The 17,737-nt window shown below is 53.8% G+C and carries 19 protein-coding genes and 1 tRNA gene; 8 read left to right on the top strand and 12 right to left on the bottom strand.

What is annotated here, in order from left to right:
* Window positions 1–143: 143 nt before the first annotated feature.
* On the top strand, window positions 144–1,703 hold the full coding sequence (glpD, locus tag BVC71_RS05855; RefSeq protein WP_086450735.1) for a glycerol-3-phosphate dehydrogenase: 1,560 nt from the start codon (window positions 144–146) through the stop codon (window positions 1,701–1,703).
* A 318-nt stretch (window positions 1,704–2,021) separates the two neighbouring features.
* Here glpD and BVC71_RS15445 read toward each other — a convergent pair whose 3' ends face one another.
* The 10 genes from BVC71_RS15445 to rpmH form a co-directional block, all read right to left on the bottom strand.
* Window positions 2,022–2,177: a hypothetical protein gene (locus BVC71_RS15445; RefSeq protein ID WP_165767733.1), complete on the bottom strand. Its 156-nt coding sequence runs from the start codon at window positions 2,175–2,177 to the stop codon at window positions 2,022–2,024.
* Window positions 2,178–2,323: 146 nt separating this feature from the next.
* Window positions 2,324–3,217, bottom strand: a complete 894-nt coding sequence (gene argB / locus BVC71_RS05845; RefSeq protein ID WP_086450734.1) for an acetylglutamate kinase — start codon at window positions 3,215–3,217, stop codon at window positions 2,324–2,326.
* A 23-nt stretch (window positions 3,218–3,240) separates the two neighbouring features.
* Entirely contained in the window at window positions 3,241–3,891 is a 651-nt protein-coding gene (gene yihA, locus BVC71_RS05840) for a ribosome biogenesis GTP-binding protein YihA/YsxC (RefSeq protein WP_086450733.1), read from the bottom strand.
* Complete coding sequence (locus tag BVC71_RS05835; protein WP_086450732.1) at window positions 3,892–4,644, bottom strand: MOSC domain-containing protein; 753 nt, start codon at window positions 4,642–4,644, stop codon at window positions 3,892–3,894.
* On the bottom strand, window positions 4,641–6,416 hold the full coding sequence (gene yidC / locus BVC71_RS05830) for a membrane protein insertase YidC (protein ID WP_086450731.1): 1,776 nt from the start codon (window positions 6,414–6,416) through the stop codon (window positions 4,641–4,643). The genes BVC71_RS05835 and yidC overlap by 4 nt, the downstream gene beginning before the upstream one ends.
* A gap of 102 nt (window positions 6,417–6,518) precedes the next feature.
* Window positions 6,519–8,030, bottom strand: coding sequence for a putative bifunctional diguanylate cyclase/phosphodiesterase (locus BVC71_RS05825; protein WP_086450730.1), 1,512 nt, complete (start codon window positions 8,028–8,030; stop codon window positions 6,519–6,521).
* Window positions 8,031–8,090: 60 nt separating this feature from the next.
* Entirely contained in the window at window positions 8,091–8,960 is an 870-nt protein-coding gene (gene ttcA / locus BVC71_RS05820) for a tRNA 2-thiocytidine(32) synthetase TtcA (RefSeq protein WP_086450729.1), read from the bottom strand.
* A gap of 9 nt (window positions 8,961–8,969) precedes the next feature.
* Complete coding sequence (gene yidD / locus BVC71_RS05815) at window positions 8,970–9,206, bottom strand: membrane protein insertion efficiency factor YidD (protein WP_086450728.1); 237 nt, start codon at window positions 9,204–9,206, stop codon at window positions 8,970–8,972.
* Complete coding sequence (gene rnpA, locus BVC71_RS05810) at window positions 9,203–9,598, bottom strand: ribonuclease P protein component (RefSeq protein ID WP_086450727.1); 396 nt, start codon at window positions 9,596–9,598, stop codon at window positions 9,203–9,205. The genes yidD and rnpA overlap by 4 nt, the downstream gene beginning before the upstream one ends.
* A gap of 20 nt (window positions 9,599–9,618) precedes the next feature.
* Window positions 9,619–9,753: a 50S ribosomal protein L34 gene (rpmH, locus tag BVC71_RS05805; RefSeq protein ID WP_086450726.1), complete on the bottom strand. Its 135-nt coding sequence runs from the start codon at window positions 9,751–9,753 to the stop codon at window positions 9,619–9,621.
* Between the two features lie 256 nt (window positions 9,754–10,009).
* Between rpmH and BVC71_RS05800 the strand changes: the two genes are divergently transcribed.
* The 5 genes from BVC71_RS05800 (at window position 10,010) to BVC71_RS05780 (ending at window position 13,989) form a co-directional block, all read left to right on the top strand.
* Window positions 10,010–10,729: a TVP38/TMEM64 family protein gene (locus tag BVC71_RS05800; protein WP_086450725.1), complete on the top strand. Its 720-nt coding sequence runs from the start codon at window positions 10,010–10,012 to the stop codon at window positions 10,727–10,729.
* Window positions 10,726–12,090 carry a dihydrolipoyl dehydrogenase family protein gene (locus BVC71_RS05795; protein ID WP_086450724.1) on the top strand — a complete coding sequence of 455 codons (1,365 nt, stop codon included), beginning with the start codon at window positions 10,726–10,728 and terminating at the stop codon, window positions 12,088–12,090. The genes BVC71_RS05800 and BVC71_RS05795 overlap by 4 nt, the downstream gene beginning before the upstream one ends.
* Before the next feature lie 18 nt (window positions 12,091–12,108).
* A complete protein-coding gene (locus tag BVC71_RS05790; protein WP_086450723.1) occupies window positions 12,109–13,509 on the top strand; it encodes a sensor histidine kinase in 1,401 nt (466 codons plus the stop codon).
* 62 nt (window positions 13,510–13,571) lie between these two features.
* Window positions 13,572–13,648 (top strand) — tRNA-Arg (locus tag BVC71_RS05785).
* 191 nt (window positions 13,649–13,839) lie between these two features.
* Window positions 13,840–13,989 carry a hypothetical protein gene (locus BVC71_RS05780; protein WP_165767732.1) on the top strand — a complete coding sequence of 50 codons (150 nt, stop codon included), beginning with the start codon at window positions 13,840–13,842 and terminating at the stop codon, window positions 13,987–13,989.
* 141 nt (window positions 13,990–14,130) lie between these two features.
* Here the strand turns inward: BVC71_RS05780 and BVC71_RS05775 are convergent, their stop codons facing one another.
* A complete protein-coding gene (locus BVC71_RS05775; protein WP_086450721.1) occupies window positions 14,131–14,964 on the bottom strand; it encodes an amidohydrolase family protein in 834 nt (277 codons plus the stop codon).
* A gap of 195 nt (window positions 14,965–15,159) precedes the next feature.
* Here BVC71_RS05775 and BVC71_RS05770 point away from each other — a divergent pair, with 195 nt between their 5' ends.
* Together BVC71_RS05770 and BVC71_RS05765 are read left to right on the top strand one after the other, a co-directional pair.
* Window positions 15,160–15,984 carry a sulfite exporter TauE/SafE family protein gene (locus tag BVC71_RS05770; protein ID WP_086450720.1) on the top strand — a complete coding sequence of 275 codons (825 nt, stop codon included), beginning with the start codon at window positions 15,160–15,162 and terminating at the stop codon, window positions 15,982–15,984.
* Window positions 15,985–16,076: 92 nt separating this feature from the next.
* A complete protein-coding gene (locus tag BVC71_RS05765) occupies window positions 16,077–17,120 on the top strand; it encodes a Gfo/Idh/MocA family protein (RefSeq protein ID WP_086450719.1) in 1,044 nt (347 codons plus the stop codon).
* Here the strand turns inward: BVC71_RS05765 and BVC71_RS05760 are convergent.
* Window positions 17,117–17,443, bottom strand: coding sequence for a YnfA family protein (locus BVC71_RS05760; protein WP_086451234.1), 327 nt, complete (start codon window positions 17,441–17,443; stop codon window positions 17,117–17,119). The genes BVC71_RS05765 and BVC71_RS05760 overlap by 4 nt on opposite strands.
* Window positions 17,444–17,737: the final 294 nt, after the last annotated feature.

Here is a 17,737-nt window from a genome sequence, read left to right as displayed (position 1 = left end):
TTTTGATCGTTATTCGACGATTTTGTTCCTTTTGGCTAGGCTTTGCGGTGTTTGAGGCTGGATTTTTATCTTATGCGTGATATTTCACCGTAAACCGAACAATTTTTATGTTCGCTTTGTTTCGATTTTGAGGGGTTGGTGCTGTGACCAAAGAATTTGATCTATTTATCATCGGCGGTGGCATTAACGGATGTGGTATCGCACGGGACGCAGCTGGCCGCGGTTTGTCGGTTGGTTTGGCGGAAATGGATGACCTAGCTTCGGCGACGTCCAGCGCCTCGACCAAGCTATTTCATGGCGGACTACGATACCTAGAATATTTCGAAGTCAGATTGGTGCGCGAGGCATTGATCGAACGCGAAACACTGCTGCGGGCGATGCCTCATATTTCATGGCCAATGCGTTTTGTGCTGCCCTACCACAAAGATATGCGGTTTGAATCGACAACACCGACATCAAAATTGTTGAATGCAGTTATGCCTTGGACCAAAGGGCGCCGCCCTGCGTGGCTGATCCGACTGGGGTTGTTTTTGTACGACAATCTGGGCGGACGAAAAATTCTGCCAGCGACCAAAACGTTGGACCTGACTGCCGCGCCCGAAGGGAAACCTCTGCAGTCAAAGTTTGCAAAAGCATATGAATATTCAGATTGCTGGGTCGAAGATTCCCGTCTTGTTGTTTTGAACGCTCGTGATGCGCAGCAGCGTGGCGCAGAGATTTTGACTCGCACCAAAGTAATCGGCGCGACCCGCCATGCGGACCATTGGGAAATTACCGTTCAAGACCATAGCGGCACCAAAGTGATCCGCGCGAAAATGTTGGTGAATGCAGCGGGACCGTGGGTGGGCGATCTTATCCATGGACCATTGGATCTGGACAGCCGCGATAATGTCCGTCTGGTGCGCGGCAGTCATATCGTGACCAAACGTTTGTACGATCACGACAAATGCTATTTCTTTCAAGGAGCCGACGGGCGGATCATTTTCGCGATCCCCTATGAGCGGGATTTCACTTTGATCGGGACCACTGACGCGGATCACGCGGACCCATCTTCACCGCCCGTTTGCACTGATGAAGAACGGGATTATCTGATCAATTTTGCGAACCAGTACTTCGAACAGCAAATCGCGGCCGAAGACGTCGTTTGGACCTATTCTGGCGTGCGCCCGCTGCATGATGACGGTGCGGAAAATGCGTCGGCTGCGACACGTGATTATACGCTAAAGGCAGACACAACGGGCGGTGCGTTCGTGCTGAATATCTTTGGTGGCAAAATCACGACCTATCGCAAGCTGGCCGAAAGCGCGATGAAACATATTACGGACCATTGCGGTGTAGATCGCACCGATTGGACCGCAGGAGTGCCTCTACCCGGCGGTGATTTCGAAGTCGGTTGTTTTGATGCATTGGTGTCAAAGCTGGAAATAGAATTTCCATATTTGACGCATGATCATGCCTACCGTTTGGTTCGCGCGTATGGAACAGAGGCGTTCGATATTCTTAGCGGATCAAAGACGTTCGATGATTTGGGTACGGATTGCGGGGAGACATTGACCGAGCGCGAGGTCGTTTGGTTGATCGAAAAAGAGTTTGCCCGAACAGCCGAGGACATTGTTTGGCGGCGCAGTAAATTGGGTCTACGTTTAACGGCCGATCAAATAGCGGAGCTGGATGATTGGGTGCGCGAACGCGTTAGCGTTTGAATTGGGCCATGGAATAGGCCGATTGCGCCGCTGGACGATGATCTGACCCAATGGGGCAAGCGCGGCGCACAGCACAACCGTTTAAAAGGCATGTTTGACCGTCTCTGGTGTCCAAATATTCTTGGCAGCGCTCAACATCATAGCCCTCTGCATTCAGTGCCTCACAGGGGCATGATGTGAGGCAAGGTTTTGACATGCAGTCTGAACAGGGTGGCGGCGGGAGTTCGATATCTGGTCGCGTTCGCAGTGCGATAGCGCCCCTATAGGAAATGAATAATCCCGATGTCCCGTCGACCAACAGCGTTACGGGTGATGCGATTACTGATCCAGACCTAATTGCCCAGCTGTAAAACGGATGAAACGGAGGGCCGCCGAAAGGGAAGTAGGCTTTGGCCTTGTGATCGCAGGCAATCCGGCCAATCGTCCGTCTAGACCAGCGATCCAGCGGATCAGCGCCGCCATCGCGCCATTCATCAGAGGCTGTGAAGATGGGCCAAAATTCAGGTTCTGCAGGGGAAATGAGTGCGATGCATTTTACCCAGTCAGGCACTGCGTCGTTTTCAGTTGGCGAAACCAGCCCCGAAATTCGGAGCCCATGTTCCGCCAACTGATCGATCAGGTTAGGCACCGCGTGGCTTTACGCTGGGTTCCGTGCTGCGGATCATCGACCCCGCGCCGTGTTCGGTGAAAAGTTCCAACAAGCAGGCGTTCGCAACACGGCCGTCCAGAATAACGACACCGCGCACGCCTTCTTCGACGGCTTGTAGCGCGGTTTCGGTTTTTGGGATCATGCCACCAGCGATAGTGCCATCGGCGATCATGTCGCGGACTTCTGTTGGTGTCATTTGCGTGATCACTTCGCCATCTTTGTTTTTGACGCCCGTGATGTTCGTCAGCAGCAACAGGCGATCGGCCTTTAGCGCCCCAGCGATCGCACCTGCTGCGGTGTCGCCGTTCACGTTGAAGGTTTCATTTTCATTCATGCCAGTCGCGACAGGGGCGATTACAGGAATGATACCTGCGGCGAACAGATCGTGCAGAACCTGCACGTTCATCTCCACTGGTTTGCCGACAAAGCCCAGTTCTGGATCGTCCGCCACGCAGACCATCAGGTCGTCGTCTTTGCCCGACAGGCCAACGGCGCGGCCACCTTCGTCCATGATGGCCTGAACGATACGTTTGTTCACAAGGCCTGTCAGAACCATTTCGACCACTTCGACGGTCTTTTTATCCGTCACGCGTTTGCCGCGGACGAATTCGGATTCGATGCCCAGTTTGTCCAACATTTCGTTGATCATCGGGCCACCGCCGTGGACGACAACGGGGTTCACGCCGACCTGACGCATCAGAACGATGTCGCGGGCGAAATCTGCCATCGCTTCGTCATCGCCCATCGCGTTGCCGCCGAATTTCACGACAACGATCGATCCGGCATAGCGCTGCAAATAGGGCAGAGCTTCGGACAGGGTCCGGGCGGTTGCGATCCAGTCACGGTTCATATCTTGTTTCCTCATGTCCGGTCCCGTTCGAATAAGGGTCAGTCAATATTTGCAATAATGGCACGCAGGGTCGAAATGCCTTCGCCCTTTTCCGAGCTGGTCAGGATCAGCTCTGGATAGGCGGCTGGGTGTTTTTGCAGCACCTTGCGGGTGACTGCCAGCGATTCCTCTAGGTGGGTTTTGCGTACCTTATCGGTTTTGGTCATCACGACCTGAAATGTGACAGCTGCTTTGTCCAACAGTGTCATAATTTCTTCGTCTACTTTTTTCGGGCCGTGGCGGCTGTCGATCAAAACGAAAACGCGGCGCAGCGTAGGGCGCCCCGATAGATAGTTTTTCAGTAGGTTTTGCCATTTTTCGACGACCGCAACCGGCGCGTTGGCAAAACCGTATCCTGGCACGTCGACGACATAGTGATCTGTGCCAACCGTGAAGTAGTTGATTTCCTGCGTGCGGCCCGGCGTGTTGGACGTACGTGCGATCCCTTTGCGGCCAGTCAGCGCATTGATCAGGCTGGATTTGCCGACGTTCGACCGACCGGCAAAGCATACCTCGGCGCGGTCCGCAGGAGGCAGACCGTTCATAGCAACGACGCCTTTCAGGAACTCGACTTCGCCTGCAAACATCAGGCGGCCGCGTTCGCGGGCCATGTCATCGGGTTCTTCGACAATGTTGAAAGGGATTTCCATTTATAGAACCTCGACTTTGTCACCCACGGCTACTGTGCCGCTGTGGGTTACTTTGCAGAATATACCCAAGTCACGGGTGTTATAGTGTTCGCCCAATGCGCGCAGTATATCAATATCGCGCTCGCCTGTGACCGTATTGGTATCGGTGGCGCGGCAGCGTTCGATCGGCGTGACTGTGGTCAGTGTGACGTCGCCAATTTTGATGTCTTTGCCGATAATGTCTGTTTCGGCAAAGGGCGCCCAACCATCGACCCATAGGTTTCCGCGAAAACGAGCGGGCGATAGATCGCGGCCCGTTTTCGCGCTTAGGTCGGCCAATGAGGCGGTGTTCAGAACGGAGACGTATTGGTCCGCCTGATCGGTGAACTGCGCGTCGGCTGCGCGTACGATTTCAGTGGGGCCGTGGCCCGCGTCAGGTACCAAAGCGTTCAGCCAATCGATCAAGTCCGCACCTTGGGTGTCAGGGGCAAAGGTGATCGACGCAGCGCGGGGATGGTGCAGTGTTATGGTGTCGCCATCGGTTTCGGCGGTCACGCACATCAATTCGGGATGGGACCGGCCGATAAAGAAATTTGGTTTTTTAGCCCAAGGGGCCACGCCATTTTCGGGCGAAATTTTGGATACGCTATGTAAGACAGCCCACATACGATCCAAAGGCATAGCGCGCCCCTGTGCTAGGGACGCGCTTGCTAGGGTTTCAACGCCAATCGATTTTATCGGATGGCGATGAATGCTTTTCAGCGTGGCGATCATTCCTCGGCCTTGGCTTTGTTGCGATTAAACGCCGAGGTGATGTTGCCTAGAACGTCAGGCTTGTGGCCGTGGCTCCGCATGATGGCGTACTGCTGGATAAAGGTGATCACGTTGTTGGTGATCCAGTACAGAACCAGACCCGAAGCGAACGATCCCAGCATGAACATGAAGACCCATGGCATCCAAGCAAAGATCATTTTCTGCGATGGATCGGTGGGGGCAGGGTTCAGTTTCTGTTGCAGCCACATCGAAACACCCAAGAAGATCGGCAAAATGCCAAGCGATAGGATGAAGAACAGGCTACCAGGTTCTGGTGTCGAATAAGGCAGCAGGCCGAACAGGTTCAGGATCGACGATGGATCAGGTGCCGACAGGTCGCGGATCCAACCAATCCAAGGTGCGTGACGCAGTTCGAGGGTGACAAAGATCACCTTGTACAGCGAGAAGAAGATCGGGATCTGCAGCAACATTGGCATACAACCCGATGCTGGGTTCACTTTGTTGTCGCGGTACAGCTTCATCATGCCTTGCTGAAGTTTGGCGCGGTCGTCGCCGGCTTCCTCTTTCAGCTTTTCCATTTGCGGCTGTAGTTCTTTCATCTTTGCCATCGAAACGTAAGATTTATACGCCAGTGGCAGAACCAAGGCTTTCAGCACAACGGTCAGTGCGACAATGGACCAGCCCATGTTGCCGATGACAGCATTGATGTTGTGCAGCAGCCAGAAGATCGGTTTCGTCAGGAAAAAGAACCAACCCCAGTCGATGGCGTTGATGAAGCCGGTGACGCCCTGTTCGTTTTCGTATTCACGCAGGGTTTCCCATTCTTTTGCGCCAACAAAGAAACGGGTCGAAACGGTTGCGTCTGTGCCATCAGCCAAAGTCTGCGACGGCATGAATGCGTCTGCTTCGTAGACTTCACCTGGTTGAAGGCGCGACACCGATGTGAACGGCTGGGATTGATCGGGAATGATCGTGGTCAGCCAATAGTGGTCGGTGTAGCCGATCCAACCGGATTCCAACACTTCGATACGGTCGGCGGTCTCTTCGTTGCGGATATCTTTGTAGGACAGTTCCTGCAGCGCGCTGTCGGACATACGAACCAGACCTTCGTGCAGCACAAAGAAGCCTTTTAGATCGTCAGGTTCGGTAAAGCGGCGCAGCACACCATAAGGCGTGATGGTGGCCGTGGTGCCTGATGCGTTGGTGACCGTCTGATCGATGGTCATCATGAATTTGTCGTCGACCGAATAGGTGTTGCGGAACGTCAGGCCAGCGCCATTGTCCCAAACCAAAGTAATCGGGCTGTCTGGCGTCAGGGTTTCGCCTGATTCCAGCGACCACAGGGTATCAGGGCCAGGAACACCGGCGGTATCAACGCCAGCGTTAGGCGACCAACCGAAAGCCGCATAATAACCGTCGCGGTCGCCGCCGACAGGATTCAGCAGATGAACGATTTCATCGCTGCCCATGTCGATGTTGTAGTTCAGCAGCGAAATATCGTCGATACGTCCGCCCAGCAGGCTGATGGAGCCTGTGAGTTCAGGGGTTTCGACTGGAACGCGTGGTGCATCCTGCACCGGTTCTGATATCGCAACTGTGGTTGTAGCCGCTGTTCCGGTTGCTGGTGCCGAAGGGTCGGCCAGTTGTTCGGTTGCTAATTCTTCGGCAACCGCCGGGGATTGTTCCTCTGGTGGGAAGAGGAAGAACCAGACAGTAATCACAACGAAGCTAAGCACCGTCGCCAAAATGAGGTTCTTGTTTTGATTGTCCATTTGAACCGCCGTGTCGCATGGTAAAAGGTCAGGCAGGTTCAACAGGGCATAGGCCCAAAGGTCAAGCGGTTTTCCCTGTTTTATAGGGTCGCAGGCGGGCCTTTACCCTACCTTTTGACGGATCTTTGCCCCTCTGACGGATTGTGCCCTGTAATTGTGGATCCAGTTATCCACGTCCCAAGGTGCCATGGGGCGCGCAATTCCAAAGCCTTGCACGTGGCCGCACCCTAAACTGGCCAGCATGCGGCGTTCTTCGATGGTTTCGACTCCTTCTGCCAAGGTGTCTAGACCCAGTCGTTCTGCCATGGTCAGGATCGCCGCGACCATTTTTTGTTGTTCGTCATCATTGTCGATGTTGGTCACGAATGATCGGTCGATTTTAATGCGTTCCACTGCGTATCGGCGGATCGATGTGATTGACGCGTGGCCGGTGCCGAAATCGTCTAGATCCAATCGGCAGCCTAGTCCCGCTAACCCAGCAAGATTCCGAATGACCACGTCATCAGCGTTATCGGCGACGACCGTTTCCAATACTTCGACGGCCAAACGGTCGGGCGATAGACCGTAGTTGATCAGGCTGGTTTCGATGTGGCTGACCAGTGTTGGATCGCGTAGTTCGTCTTTGGAAAAGTTGACGCCAACGCGAGATACTTTGAACCCTTGGGCGTCCCAGCGATGTAGGGCCGACAATGCGTCATCGATCATCTTGTGTCCCAAACGGTGCATTTGGCCAGCTTGCGCCAAAGCAGGTAAAAATTCACAAGGTGGAACCAGCCCACGCGACGGGTGGTGCCATCTGGCCAGTGTTTCAAATCCAGTGAGCTGACCGCTGCGCGTGCTGATTTGGGGTTGGAAAAAAGCGGTGATTTCGCCGTTGTCCAATGCGTGCGTAACCATTTGAGCCAGTTTGTTACAGGTCGCGATCCGGCTGCGCATTGCGGGCGAATAGCTGCGAATAGCGGCGGGCGCGTGGCGCTGGGCTTCGATCAGGGCGTTGGTCGCGGCTTGCAACAAAGTGCTGCCAAAAACGCTGTCGATCCGGTCAGATAATGCAAAGCCAATCGATACGGTGAAATACGTATTTACGCCTTCGATTTCGACAGGATCGGTCATCGCATGTTGGATGCGCGACGACAGTTGAATCGCAGCCTCTAGATCCAGTCGTTTCGATGGGGCGAGCGCGATGGCAAAGGTGGGTCCATCCAGTCGGCTAATTTGATCTTCGGTCCGCAGGATATCCGTTAGGCGCTGGGCAATTGCGCGATAGATCGTTTCCACCCCAAGTCGGTCGTGGCGTTCTTCGATCAATTTAAAACGGTCGATTTCCAGCATGATCGCCCCGCAATGGGTGTTATTGGTCAGGCTGGACAGATGGTTCGACATCACATCATCAATGGCATCGCGGGTCAGCAGGCCTGTGATCGTATCGGTATCACGCTGAACAGATGATTTATCAGAGAACCCAATCAGAATCAGAGCAGCCGTAAGGGCCGAAATTGTTGCGGCAATGGCGCCGAACAATAGGGTTGTCGTCCCGACCGCCATGAACAACACCAGATAATGGCGCGGCCCCAGCGCGGCGAATGGCGATTTCAGTTGTTGCCACAGATGCATGTTCCAATCCTTTGCCCAAACGTAACAGGGGCAATCTGGAACACATTGCTGTCGTAGGTGTTAACGCAGCTTTGGAATATCCGAACAATCTGAATCGTTTCGTTCAGAAATTGTTAGACCTTTGAAATCGAACAAATCGGTATCCAGCAGATGCGATGGGCGCGTGTTTGTCAGCGCCTTGAACATCTTTTGGCGACGCCCTGGCGCGTTCTTTTCCCACTGGTCCAAAATCATTTTGACCTGCTGACGCTGCAGGCCGTCCTGTGACCCGCATAGGTCGCATGGAATAATTGGGTAATTCATTGATTTCGCGAATTTTTCGCAGTCGATTTCGGCCACATGTGCCATCGGGCGATAGACGAACAGATCGCCTTCTTCGTTGACCAGTTTGGGGGGCATCGTAGCTAGGCGCGATCCGTGGAACATGTTCATGAAAAACGTTTCCAGAATGTCGTCGCGGTGGTGGCCCAGAACGACGGCGGAACAGCCTTCTTCGCGGGCGATGCGGTACAGGTTGCCGCGGCGCAGGCGCGAACACAGGGCGCAATAAGTGCGACCAGCGGGTACCTTTTCTTTAACGATTGAATAGGTGTCTTGGTATTCGATGCGATGCGGGACGCCCATATCCTCTAGGAATTTGGGCAGAACGGTCGACGGGAAACCCGGTTGGCCCTGATCCAGATTGCAGGCCAGTAGGTCCACAGGCAGCAAACCGCGCCATTTCAGTTCGTATAGAATCGCCAGCATGGTGTAGCTGTCTTTGCCGCCCGACAGGCAGACCAACCAACGCGTGTCGCGTTCGATCATGCCGTATTGTTCGATCGCTTCGCGGACGTTTTGCACAATGCGTTTGCGCAGCTTTTTGAATTCGGTCGTTTTTGGCGAGCCTTGGAACAGGGCGTGGATATCGTCCAGATCATCATCAAGCATGGCTAAACCTTAGTGGCGGTGTTTGCAGTCAGGGACATTGTCGATGCCCGATCCACCCCAAGGGTGACAGCGCATCAGGCGGTGGACGATCAAATATGTGCCTTTGATCCCGCCATGTTTCTGCAGGGCCTCCATCGCGTAGGCCGAACAGGTGGGTTGATAACGGCACGCATGACCGACCCAAGGGCTGAATACCAAACGGTAGAACCGAACGGGCAGGGATATGACCCACGCCAGAGGTGTCATTTGGAATGCACCTTTTTGAGCGCCCAAATCAGATCTTTTTGCATGCGGGCGAAATCGTAGTCGGCAGTCACGTCTTTGCGGCCGATCAGGACATAGTCCCACCCCGCGCGGCCGTGCTGGTTCATCACCAGACGCGCGATTTCACGCAAGCGGCGTTTCGCACGGTTGCGAGCAACCGCATTTCCGACCTTTTTTGAACAGGTATAGCCCACGCGAAATGCATCGGCGTCACCGCGGTTGCGGGCCTGCAGGTGGAATCCAGTCGTGCCCTGCCGTAGGGCATTTGCAGCACGCAAAAAATCCGCCCGTTTTTTGACAACAGGCGGGCGAACGAAAACCGCCACAGGCGCAGCCTTGGCGGTCGTCGTGTCACAATGCTGTTGCGGTGTCATATCTGACCCCGCTGCGCCAATTAGGCGCTCAGCTTTTTGCGGCCTTGAGCGCGGCGCGAGTTCAGGATTTTACGTCCTGCTTTGGTTGCCATGCGGGCACGGAAGCCGTGACGGTTTTTGCGTACACGGTTCGATGGTTGGAACGTACGTTTCATCGCGTTCTCTCCGGTTCAATAGGGCCGAACCCTAGGGATTCGAGGCCGATAACATTCGAAGCCCTGCCAATAAGGCGGCTCTGGCTTTGTGTCAACGTGGTTGAGGCCCAGTTTTTTACAACTTCGACATAATTTTCCGCACTCTGTTACAGAAATGCGGGGTGACGCGGGGGCCAGATCAACCTGACGTGAGGTGTCTATGATGTGCAGCGGAAAAAGTCCAATAAAGTAGGGCAGTTACAAATAAAGGCACCAAATGGCCCTCTCTCATCCGTTTTTGCGTCGAATGCCGCTGATTTTGATCGTTTTAGGGGTTGTTGCGGCAGCTTGGTTGCTGCGCGGCGTCGTGTCTTTTGAAACATTAAAACAGAATCGGGACGCGTTGATCGGGTATCGCGATGCTGCGCCGATTCTTTCGGTCGCGGTCTTTATCGGCATCTACGCAATGGCGACCGCGTTTTCGATTCCAGGTGCCACGATCATCACGCTGACGGGCGGATTTCTGTTTAACACATTCCCCGGTGCGCTGTTTAACATCACTGGCGCCACAATCGGGGCTGTTATTCTGTTTCTGGCCGCGCGCTGGGGCCTGGGGGATCGTTTGGCCGCCAAAATGGATGTCAGCCAAGGTCGTGTGAAAAAGATCAAAGAAGGTATCGACGCTAACCAGTGGTCTATGTTGTTTCTGATCCGGCTGGTGCCAGCTGTACCGTTTTTCGTCGCGAATCTTATCCCTGCCTTTGTTGGCGTGCCTTTGCATCGTTTTGTCGTGTCGACTGCGCTGGGAATTGTACCAGGTGCGGTTGTCTATACCTCTGTCGGGGCGGGGCTTGGCGCGGTGTTTGATCGTGGCGGGACGCCAGATTTGGGGATTATCTTTGAACCTGCGGTGTTTTGGCCCTTAATCGGGCTAAGTTGTTTGGCTGTGTTGCCAGTAATAATCAAAATGATCCGCGGAAAGGACATCACGCAGTGACCGAATTGAACGTCGATGTATGTGTAATTGGAGCAGGCTCTGGCGGGTTGTCGGTTGCTGCGGGGGCGGTTCAAATGGGGGCGTCGGTCGTTTTGATCGAAGGCCACAAAATGGGTGGTGATTGCCTGAACTATGGCTGCGTACCGTCCAAGGCACTGTTGCACGCCTCGCGTTCTGGCATGTCCTATGCCGATGCGATTGCCCATGTCCGTTCCACAATCGAAACGATCGAACCACACGACAGCGAAGACCGGTTCGAAGGTTTGGGCTGCACCGTCATTCGCGACTGGGCGCGTTTCGCGTCTCCCAACATCGTGCAGGCAGGTGAAACACGTGTTCGTGCCCGCCGGTTTGTGGTTGCGACAGGGTCATCGCCCGTGGTGCCACCCATCGACGGAATTGATTCTGTGACGGCCTACACCAACGAAACGATCTTTGATCTGCCAGAAAAGCCTGAGCATCTGATCATTATTGGTGGCGGTCCGATTGGTATGGAAATGGCGCAAGCTCACCGCGGTTTGGGCTGCGACGTTACTGTGATCGAAGCTGCGCAAGCGTTAGGACGCGAAGATGCTGATGCGCGCGCTGTTGTAGTGAAATCGCTGCGCGACCAATGGATCACGGTTCACGAAGGCACAGCAGTTGAGCGAATTAGCAATGAAAACGGCGTGACTGTTTACACCTCGAACGGCGCCATTACTGGCAGCCACCTGTTGGTTGCCGCAGGTCGCAAAGTCAACATCGACCGTTTGAACCTGCGCGATGCAAATGTTGCGCACACTGCCAAAGGAATCACCGTTGGCGACGATCTGCGGTCAATGTCGAATAAAAAGGTATACGCGATTGGGGATGTTGCCGGCGGGATGCAATTCACCCATCTGGCTGGATACCATGCAGGCGTTATAATTCGGTCGATGCTGCTGGCTCTGCCCGCTAAGGCAAAAACCCATCATATCCCGCGCGTAACCTACACGGCCCCTGAATTGGCCCAGATCGGCCCAACCGAGGACGAGGCACGCAAGGAATATGGGTCAAAAGTGACAGTCGCGCGCGCTGAATATACTGGCTCTGATCGCGCGATTGCCACAGGGCATACGACTGGATTCATCAAAGTGATGGTGGTCAAAGGTCGTCCTGTTGGGGTGACAATTGTTGGTCCAGATGCGGGTGAATTGATTGCGATGTGGTCAATGGCGATTGCCAACAATCTGAAACTTTCGGCGATTTCCAACACCGTTTTGCCATATCCAACAATGGCAGAGATTAACAAACGTGCTGCGAGCGCCTATTTTACCCCCAAGCTATTTGAAAACCCGAATGTGAAACGGGTTGTGGGGTTGGTTCAGCGGTTCCTGCCCTGACCTAAAATCGGAGGGGGCATGTTTAAAACTCTATCAGGACGTTTCCTGATCCTCACCGTCATATTTGTCATGCTGGCAGAGATCTTTATTTTTCTGCCTTCCGTGGCGCGTTTCCGTCAGGATTACCTGCTGTTGCGTTTGGAGCGTGCGCAAATCGCATCCTTGGCGCTATTGGCTGATGACATGATTTCAGCGGACCTAGAATCCGAACTGTTAGAGAACGCTGGGGTCTTTAACGTCGTTCTGCGTCGTGATGAAGTCAGGCAGTTGGTCCTCTCATCGCCAATTCCCGCACAGATCGAAGCCACTTATGACATGCGTGATCCTGGCGCTTTGACGCTGATCCGTGATGCGATCATGGTGTTAAACAACACAGCCAACCCAATTATCCGTGTCATCGGCAATCCCGTTCAAGATGGTGGCTTGTTGATCGAAGTCACGATGGAGCAAGGCCCCCTACGCGCCGCTATGATTGATTACGGGCTGAACATTCTGGCTTTGTCTGCGGTTATATCGATCATCACGGCGTTGTTGCTATTTGTGGCTGTTCGCGCGTTTTTGGTGAAACCCATTCGCGGTGTTGTGCGGCACATCACCCTGTATGCCGACAGTCCCGAAGATGCGCGGCGGATTATCGAACCATCTGCTGGAATCAATGAATTGCGAGAGGCCGAAGAGGCGCTCAAATCCATGCAGACGCAATTGACCAGCGCGTTGCGCCAAAAGGACCGACTGGCGCAATTGGGCGAAGGCGTTGCAAAAATCAGCCACGACCTTCGGAATATTCTGACATCTGCGCAGCTGTTCACTGACCGTATCGAAGTGTCGAGCGACCCCGTCGTCCAACGGCTTGCACCAAAATTGGTAAATTCCATCACGCGCGCGGTTCATCTATGTGAAAATACTCTGGCTTTTGGACGTGCCGAAGAAGCCCCGCCCAAGTTAGAGCGTTTTTCACTTTCTGGCATCGTTTCGGATGTTATCGACAGCGAGCGTCTCTCCGCAGGGGATTATGACTTGTCCTTTTCCGAGGACGTCCCATCCGGCCTGATGTTGCGCGCCGATAGCGAACAAATCTATCGCGTGATTTCAAATCTGGTGAGAAACGCACGTCAGGCCATTATGGCAACGGGGAAATCGGGTGAAATTAACATCTGTGCAGCCGATGCAGACGATGCATGGCAGATTCGTGTTTCAGACACCGGTCCCGGATTGCCAAAACGTGCCCAAGACCATCTTTTTCAAGCTTTTCAAGGCGGTGCGACCAAAGGTGGGTCTGGTCTGGGATTGGTGATTGCCTCTGAATTGGTGCGGGGGCACGGTGGTTCGTTGACATTGCAATCCACGGATCCAACCGGAACGACGTTTGTCATCACCCTGCCAAAGGCCGAAATCAAACTTTCTGCAAAAGAAATGTAAAAACTTTCATTTTCGCCCTTGCGGCCCCCAAACGTGGGGGCTATACGGCGCTCACTCTCCGCGGACTGGTAGCTCAGTTGGATAGAGTACTTGACTACGAATCAAGGGGTCGGGGGTTCGAATCCTCCCCAGTCCGCCACTTACACTTCCTTAAAAATTCCGAACAAAGTCGACTTTGTCATTATTCCCCCAACTTACTTGGTCGGGAATGAAAAGTTCTTCAGACTGTCAATTTTGTAATTTCTGCGTTGATCACACGTTCAGTCGAATCTGCATTTGAATCGTTGCCATCTAGATCCCATGATTGCCTGCGAGTGGCAGGTGGCCGAGGTGGACACCGAACAGGGGTCTATCTGCGTTGCCTCTACTCACCTAGAAAGTAACGCCAACGAATCCCAGCGGGCTGCCCAGTTTGACATTCTGGTGAACGCGGTCGGCGACGTTGGCCCCAATCTGACTGCCGTAATCGGAGGGGGCTAAAAACAGGCAACCACATGCCGCCTGAATTCGATTGGAAAACCAAGGCGCATTTTCACAACGTGCAAACCAATGGCTATTACCGTGGTGGCACTGTCAGATCACGAGTTTCCGCCAATGTTTTGCTGTATCAAACGATGATCATTAGACACTTTCAAAGCTGAAGAGTCGTTTGGGATTGTCCCATAAAATTTTGCGCTGGGCTGTTGGGTCGGAAACGAAACGGGCGAAGACGTCTAACAACGGACCGTAATCAACCCGCGATGTAGCGCGCAAAAATGGCCAATCCGATCCCCACAAGCAATTGTCGGTGCCGAATGCGTTGATCAGCGCGTTGATGTAGGGCGACGCGTCATCAAAAGGGTGAGGCAGGGCCGCAAATTTCGCATAACCCGACAGCTTTATAGCGGCCCGTTTTGTTTCCCCAAATTTCAGCAGTTGTTGAAATGCAGGTTGGCTAAGGCCGGCCGCGGTGTCAGGTCGCCCGCAGTGATCGAAAAGCAACCGTGCGCCTGTGTCGTTTAACATTGGCACGATATCCATTAGCAGATCACCCGCTACCTGAACCTGCAAAAACATGTCTTGCTGTGCAATGCGGTCGAACAATGGTCCGAACTCTTTGTAATACCCTTTGTCGTAGAAGGTTACATTTGCCGCAATTCCCACGATCCCTTGCGCCTTAAGCTCTGCCAGCTGATCTAGCGACGTATCTGCTTCGGCAATTGCAATGCCTTTCCATTTGCCGTCGCTGTGCGCTATGGCGTCCAGCATACATGCGTTGTCAAATTCATAGCCACTGTTGGGTTGGACAAGCAGCGCATGCTGCACCCCATATGCTGCAAATACATTTTTCAACTGAGCTGCTGTGCCAATCTCTTGTCCTGCTGGGTGATAGGGCGACGCAGGATCGTAGGGAAAACGGTCCGGATCAAATACGTGGCAATGGCAGTCAACTTTTGGGATGTCTTGAATAGTCATAAGCTTGTTTGGTACCTAAACGGGGCGGGAGCTATCGCTGGACTATAAACGCCCCCTGTAATCCGATCAGTTTTGCCCCGATTGACGCTGTCGTAAAGGTATAGACCAGTTCAACACGTCTGCTGCGGTAAATAAACCTTGCCAAACGAAACTGCATTGATCAGTCCTATCGTCAAAAGACGAAAGGGCAGGGCGATGGCTGGTGCGGACATCTTATATATGCTGGTCATTTTGATCTCTGCCGGTGCAGTCGCGGGGATACTGGCTGGACTGCTGGGCGTTGGTGGCGGCGTGGTTCTGGTTCCTGCCTTTTTGATCATTCTGCACTCTGTCGGGTATTCGGGTGAATTCGCGATGCAAATCGCAGTTGCGACATCGCTGACGACAATCATAGCAACTTCAATGCGGTCAGTTCAGGCGCACTGGAAACGCGGCGCGGTGGATTTGACCCTGCTAAAACGGTTGATCGCGCCCGTTGCGATCGGCGCTTTGTCAGGGACAGCGCTGGCGCAGGTGTTGCAGTCCGCGCATATGATGGCGGTGTTTGGCGTCCTGGGCACCTGCGTCGGTATCTATATGGTGTTATCGCCCAACGTTGCGCGCGACGGTGCAGCTCTGCCGCGTCCGCCTGTGACCTTTGCCAGCGCGACGCTGTTCGGCGGATTGTCTGCCTTGATGGGGATCGGCGGCGGATCGTTCTTTGTCCCGTTCCTATCCTATTTCGGCAAAACCACCCATCAGGCGGTTGCAACGTCGTCGGGCATTGGCATGTTGATCGCCATCCCGTCCGCAATCGGATTTATGATTGTGCCGACACCGGTAGGCGCACCACCGCTGATGCTGGGGCAGGTCAATTTGGGTGCGGTGTTCATTATCGCCTGCACTACATTTGTGTTCGCGCCCTTAGGCGCGGCGCTTGCCCACAAGCTAGATTCTAAAAAACTGAAACGGGTCTTTGGGGTGTTTTTGATTTTCACCGCCCTGCGCATGTTAAGCAAAGCCATCGCTGCACTGACCTAATACCGCGTTCTTATCCGAATAATCGGTTCCCGCGAGTTTTTATAGACAGGGCCCGCTTTCATGGATTGTCTGCGTTTGAGGGAGGACAAACCATGACAAATGAGATCGCCAGAATTGCCGTTGTTGGTGCTGGTCTGATAGGCCAGCGCCATTGCCGCGCGGTGCAGATTGCCGATGGCGCCACTTTATCCGCGGTGGTGGATCCATCTGATGAAGGGCGTGCTTTTGCTGACAGTATTGGCGTGACATGGTTTGCCGAGTTGTCGGACATGATTGCCGCGGGTGCGGCTGACGGCGTGTTGTTGGCGACCCCCAACACATTGCACGCGGCCGGCGCGAATATGTGTATCGATGCCGCGTTGCCTGTGTTGATCGAAAAGCCGATCTTTACGGACATTGCCGAAGGTCGGGACATTTTACAGCGCGCAGATGCAAAAGGCGTGCCCGTCGCAGCCGGCCATCATCGACGCCACAATCCGCTAATCGCGCGTGCCAAACAGTCAATCGACGACGGGGATATCGGCCAGATCGTATCGGTCCAATGTTCCACATGGTTTATGAAGCCCGACTATTATTATGACGTGGACTGGCGCAGACGCAAAGGTGCAGGGCCAATTTATCTGAACCTGATCCATGACATCGACCTTTTGCAATTTCTATGTGGCCCGATCACCGAAGTGCGGGCAATCGAATCCAATGCCGTTCGCAATAATGAGGTGGAAGATACAGCAGTAGTTTTGCTGCGGTTTGAAAATGGTGCCTTGGGTACCGTCAACGTCAGCGACACGATTGTCGCGCCGATCAGCTGGGAATTGACCGCCCGTGAAAACCCCGCTTATCCGGCGACCAACGAAGCTTGCTATTGGATTGGCGGGACAAACGGCAGTCTGTCGTTACCGCAGTTGGGTCTATGGACGGACAATGGTGCGCAGTCTTGGTGGCAGCCAATCTCTCAGGTGAAATTGATTCACGGCTTTGATGATCCTTTGGTGCGTCAAGCCGCGCAATTCGCCAAGGTTATTCGCGGTACAGCTACACCTGTCGTGACAGGGAAGGATGGGTTGGCGGCCCTATCGGTTATCAACGCAGTCAAAGAGGCCGCACAAACTGGTCAGGTTGTTGACCCCCGCCTTTAGCTAGCCCGCGCTGCTCCGACCAGAATTATGGTTGCGCCCAAAAGGCAAACCAACCCTCCTGATATGTCGGTCACGCTCGGGCGCTGTCCTTCGATTAACCACATCCACGCCACAGAGGCAGTGATGTATACACCGCCATAGGCTGCATATGCGCGGCCAGCGACGTCATTTGGAATGAGTGTCAGTAAAATTGCGAATCCGATGAGTAAGGCCACGCCGGGAATCGTCCAGTAAACCGTGCGATCCAGCCGCATCCATAGCCAAATACAGTAGCATCCAGCGATCTCTGCTAAAGCAGCGCCTATATATATAGTATAAATCATCATAGAGGCCCCGATACCACGCGATGCTGAGAGGAATCAAAGCAAACTAGATTCGGGATTGGATTCGCGGCGCATAGCCACCTTGGGGTGAGTGGCTGACGGAACTTTCGTATTTTGTGAGAAATACAGACTAACTTCGCAGTGTTACCACCCCAATTCCGCCGTTTTTTTGTGCATGAATGGGGCTGAATGCAAAATGTGTAAGTTTTTTAAATTTTCCGCTTGCGCCCATGCATCACTCCCCTTAGAACCCCCTTCACCGGCGGCGCTGAGGCGCGGTTGGGACTTCTGAAG

The organism is Marivivens niveibacter, assembly GCF_002150005.2.
Lineage (GTDB): Bacteria > Pseudomonadota > Alphaproteobacteria > Rhodobacterales > Rhodobacteraceae > Marivivens > Marivivens niveibacter.
This window is presented reverse-complemented; position numbering and strand designations above follow the sequence as displayed.

What these genes read in the sequence shown, in the direction of transcription:
- rnpA (WP_086450727.1), bottom strand. Translation starts at nt 9,598, where the DNA reads ATGACACCGCAACAGCATTGTGACACGACGACCGCCAAGGCTGCGCCT.
- BVC71_RS15445 (WP_165767733.1), bottom strand. Translation starts at nt 2,177, where the DNA reads ATGAATGGCGCGATGGCGGCGCTGATCCGCTGGATCGCTGGTCTAGAC.
- argB (WP_086450734.1), bottom strand. Translation starts at nt 3,217, where the DNA reads ATGAGGAAACAAGATATGAACCGTGACTGGATCGCAACCGCCCGGACC.
- yidC (WP_086450731.1), bottom strand. Translation starts at nt 6,416, where the DNA reads ATGGACAATCAAAACAAGAACCTCATTTTGGCGACGGTGCTTAGCTTC.
- ttcA (WP_086450729.1), bottom strand. Translation starts at nt 8,960, where the DNA reads ATGCTTGATGATGATCTGGACGATATCCACGCCCTGTTCCAAGGCTCG.
- BVC71_RS05760 (WP_086451234.1), bottom strand. Translation starts at nt 17,443, where the DNA reads ATGATTTATACTATATATATAGGCGCTGCTTTAGCAGAGATCGCTGGA.
- BVC71_RS05800 (WP_086450725.1), top strand. Translation starts at nt 10,010, where the DNA reads ATGGCCCTCTCTCATCCGTTTTTGCGTCGAATGCCGCTGATTTTGATC.
- BVC71_RS05825 (WP_086450730.1), bottom strand. Translation starts at nt 8,030, where the DNA reads ATGCATCTGTGGCAACAACTGAAATCGCCATTCGCCGCGCTGGGGCCG.
- yihA (WP_086450733.1), bottom strand. Translation starts at nt 3,891, where the DNA reads ATGGAAATCCCTTTCAACATTGTCGAAGAACCCGATGACATGGCCCGC.
- BVC71_RS05775 (WP_086450721.1), bottom strand. Translation starts at nt 14,964, where the DNA reads ATGACTATTCAAGACATCCCAAAAGTTGACTGCCATTGCCACGTATTT.
- BVC71_RS05770 (WP_086450720.1), top strand. Translation starts at nt 15,160, where the DNA reads ATGGCTGGTGCGGACATCTTATATATGCTGGTCATTTTGATCTCTGCC.
- rpmH (WP_086450726.1), bottom strand. Translation starts at nt 9,753, where the DNA reads ATGAAACGTACGTTCCAACCATCGAACCGTGTACGCAAAAACCGTCAC.
- BVC71_RS05790 (WP_086450723.1), top strand. Translation starts at nt 12,109, where the DNA reads ATGTTTAAAACTCTATCAGGACGTTTCCTGATCCTCACCGTCATATTT.
- yidD (WP_086450728.1), bottom strand. Translation starts at nt 9,206, where the DNA reads ATGACACCTCTGGCGTGGGTCATATCCCTGCCCGTTCGGTTCTACCGT.
- BVC71_RS05765 (WP_086450719.1), top strand. Translation starts at nt 16,077, where the DNA reads ATGACAAATGAGATCGCCAGAATTGCCGTTGTTGGTGCTGGTCTGATA.
- BVC71_RS05835 (WP_086450732.1), bottom strand. Translation starts at nt 4,644, where the DNA reads ATGATCGCCACGCTGAAAAGCATTCATCGCCATCCGATAAAATCGATT.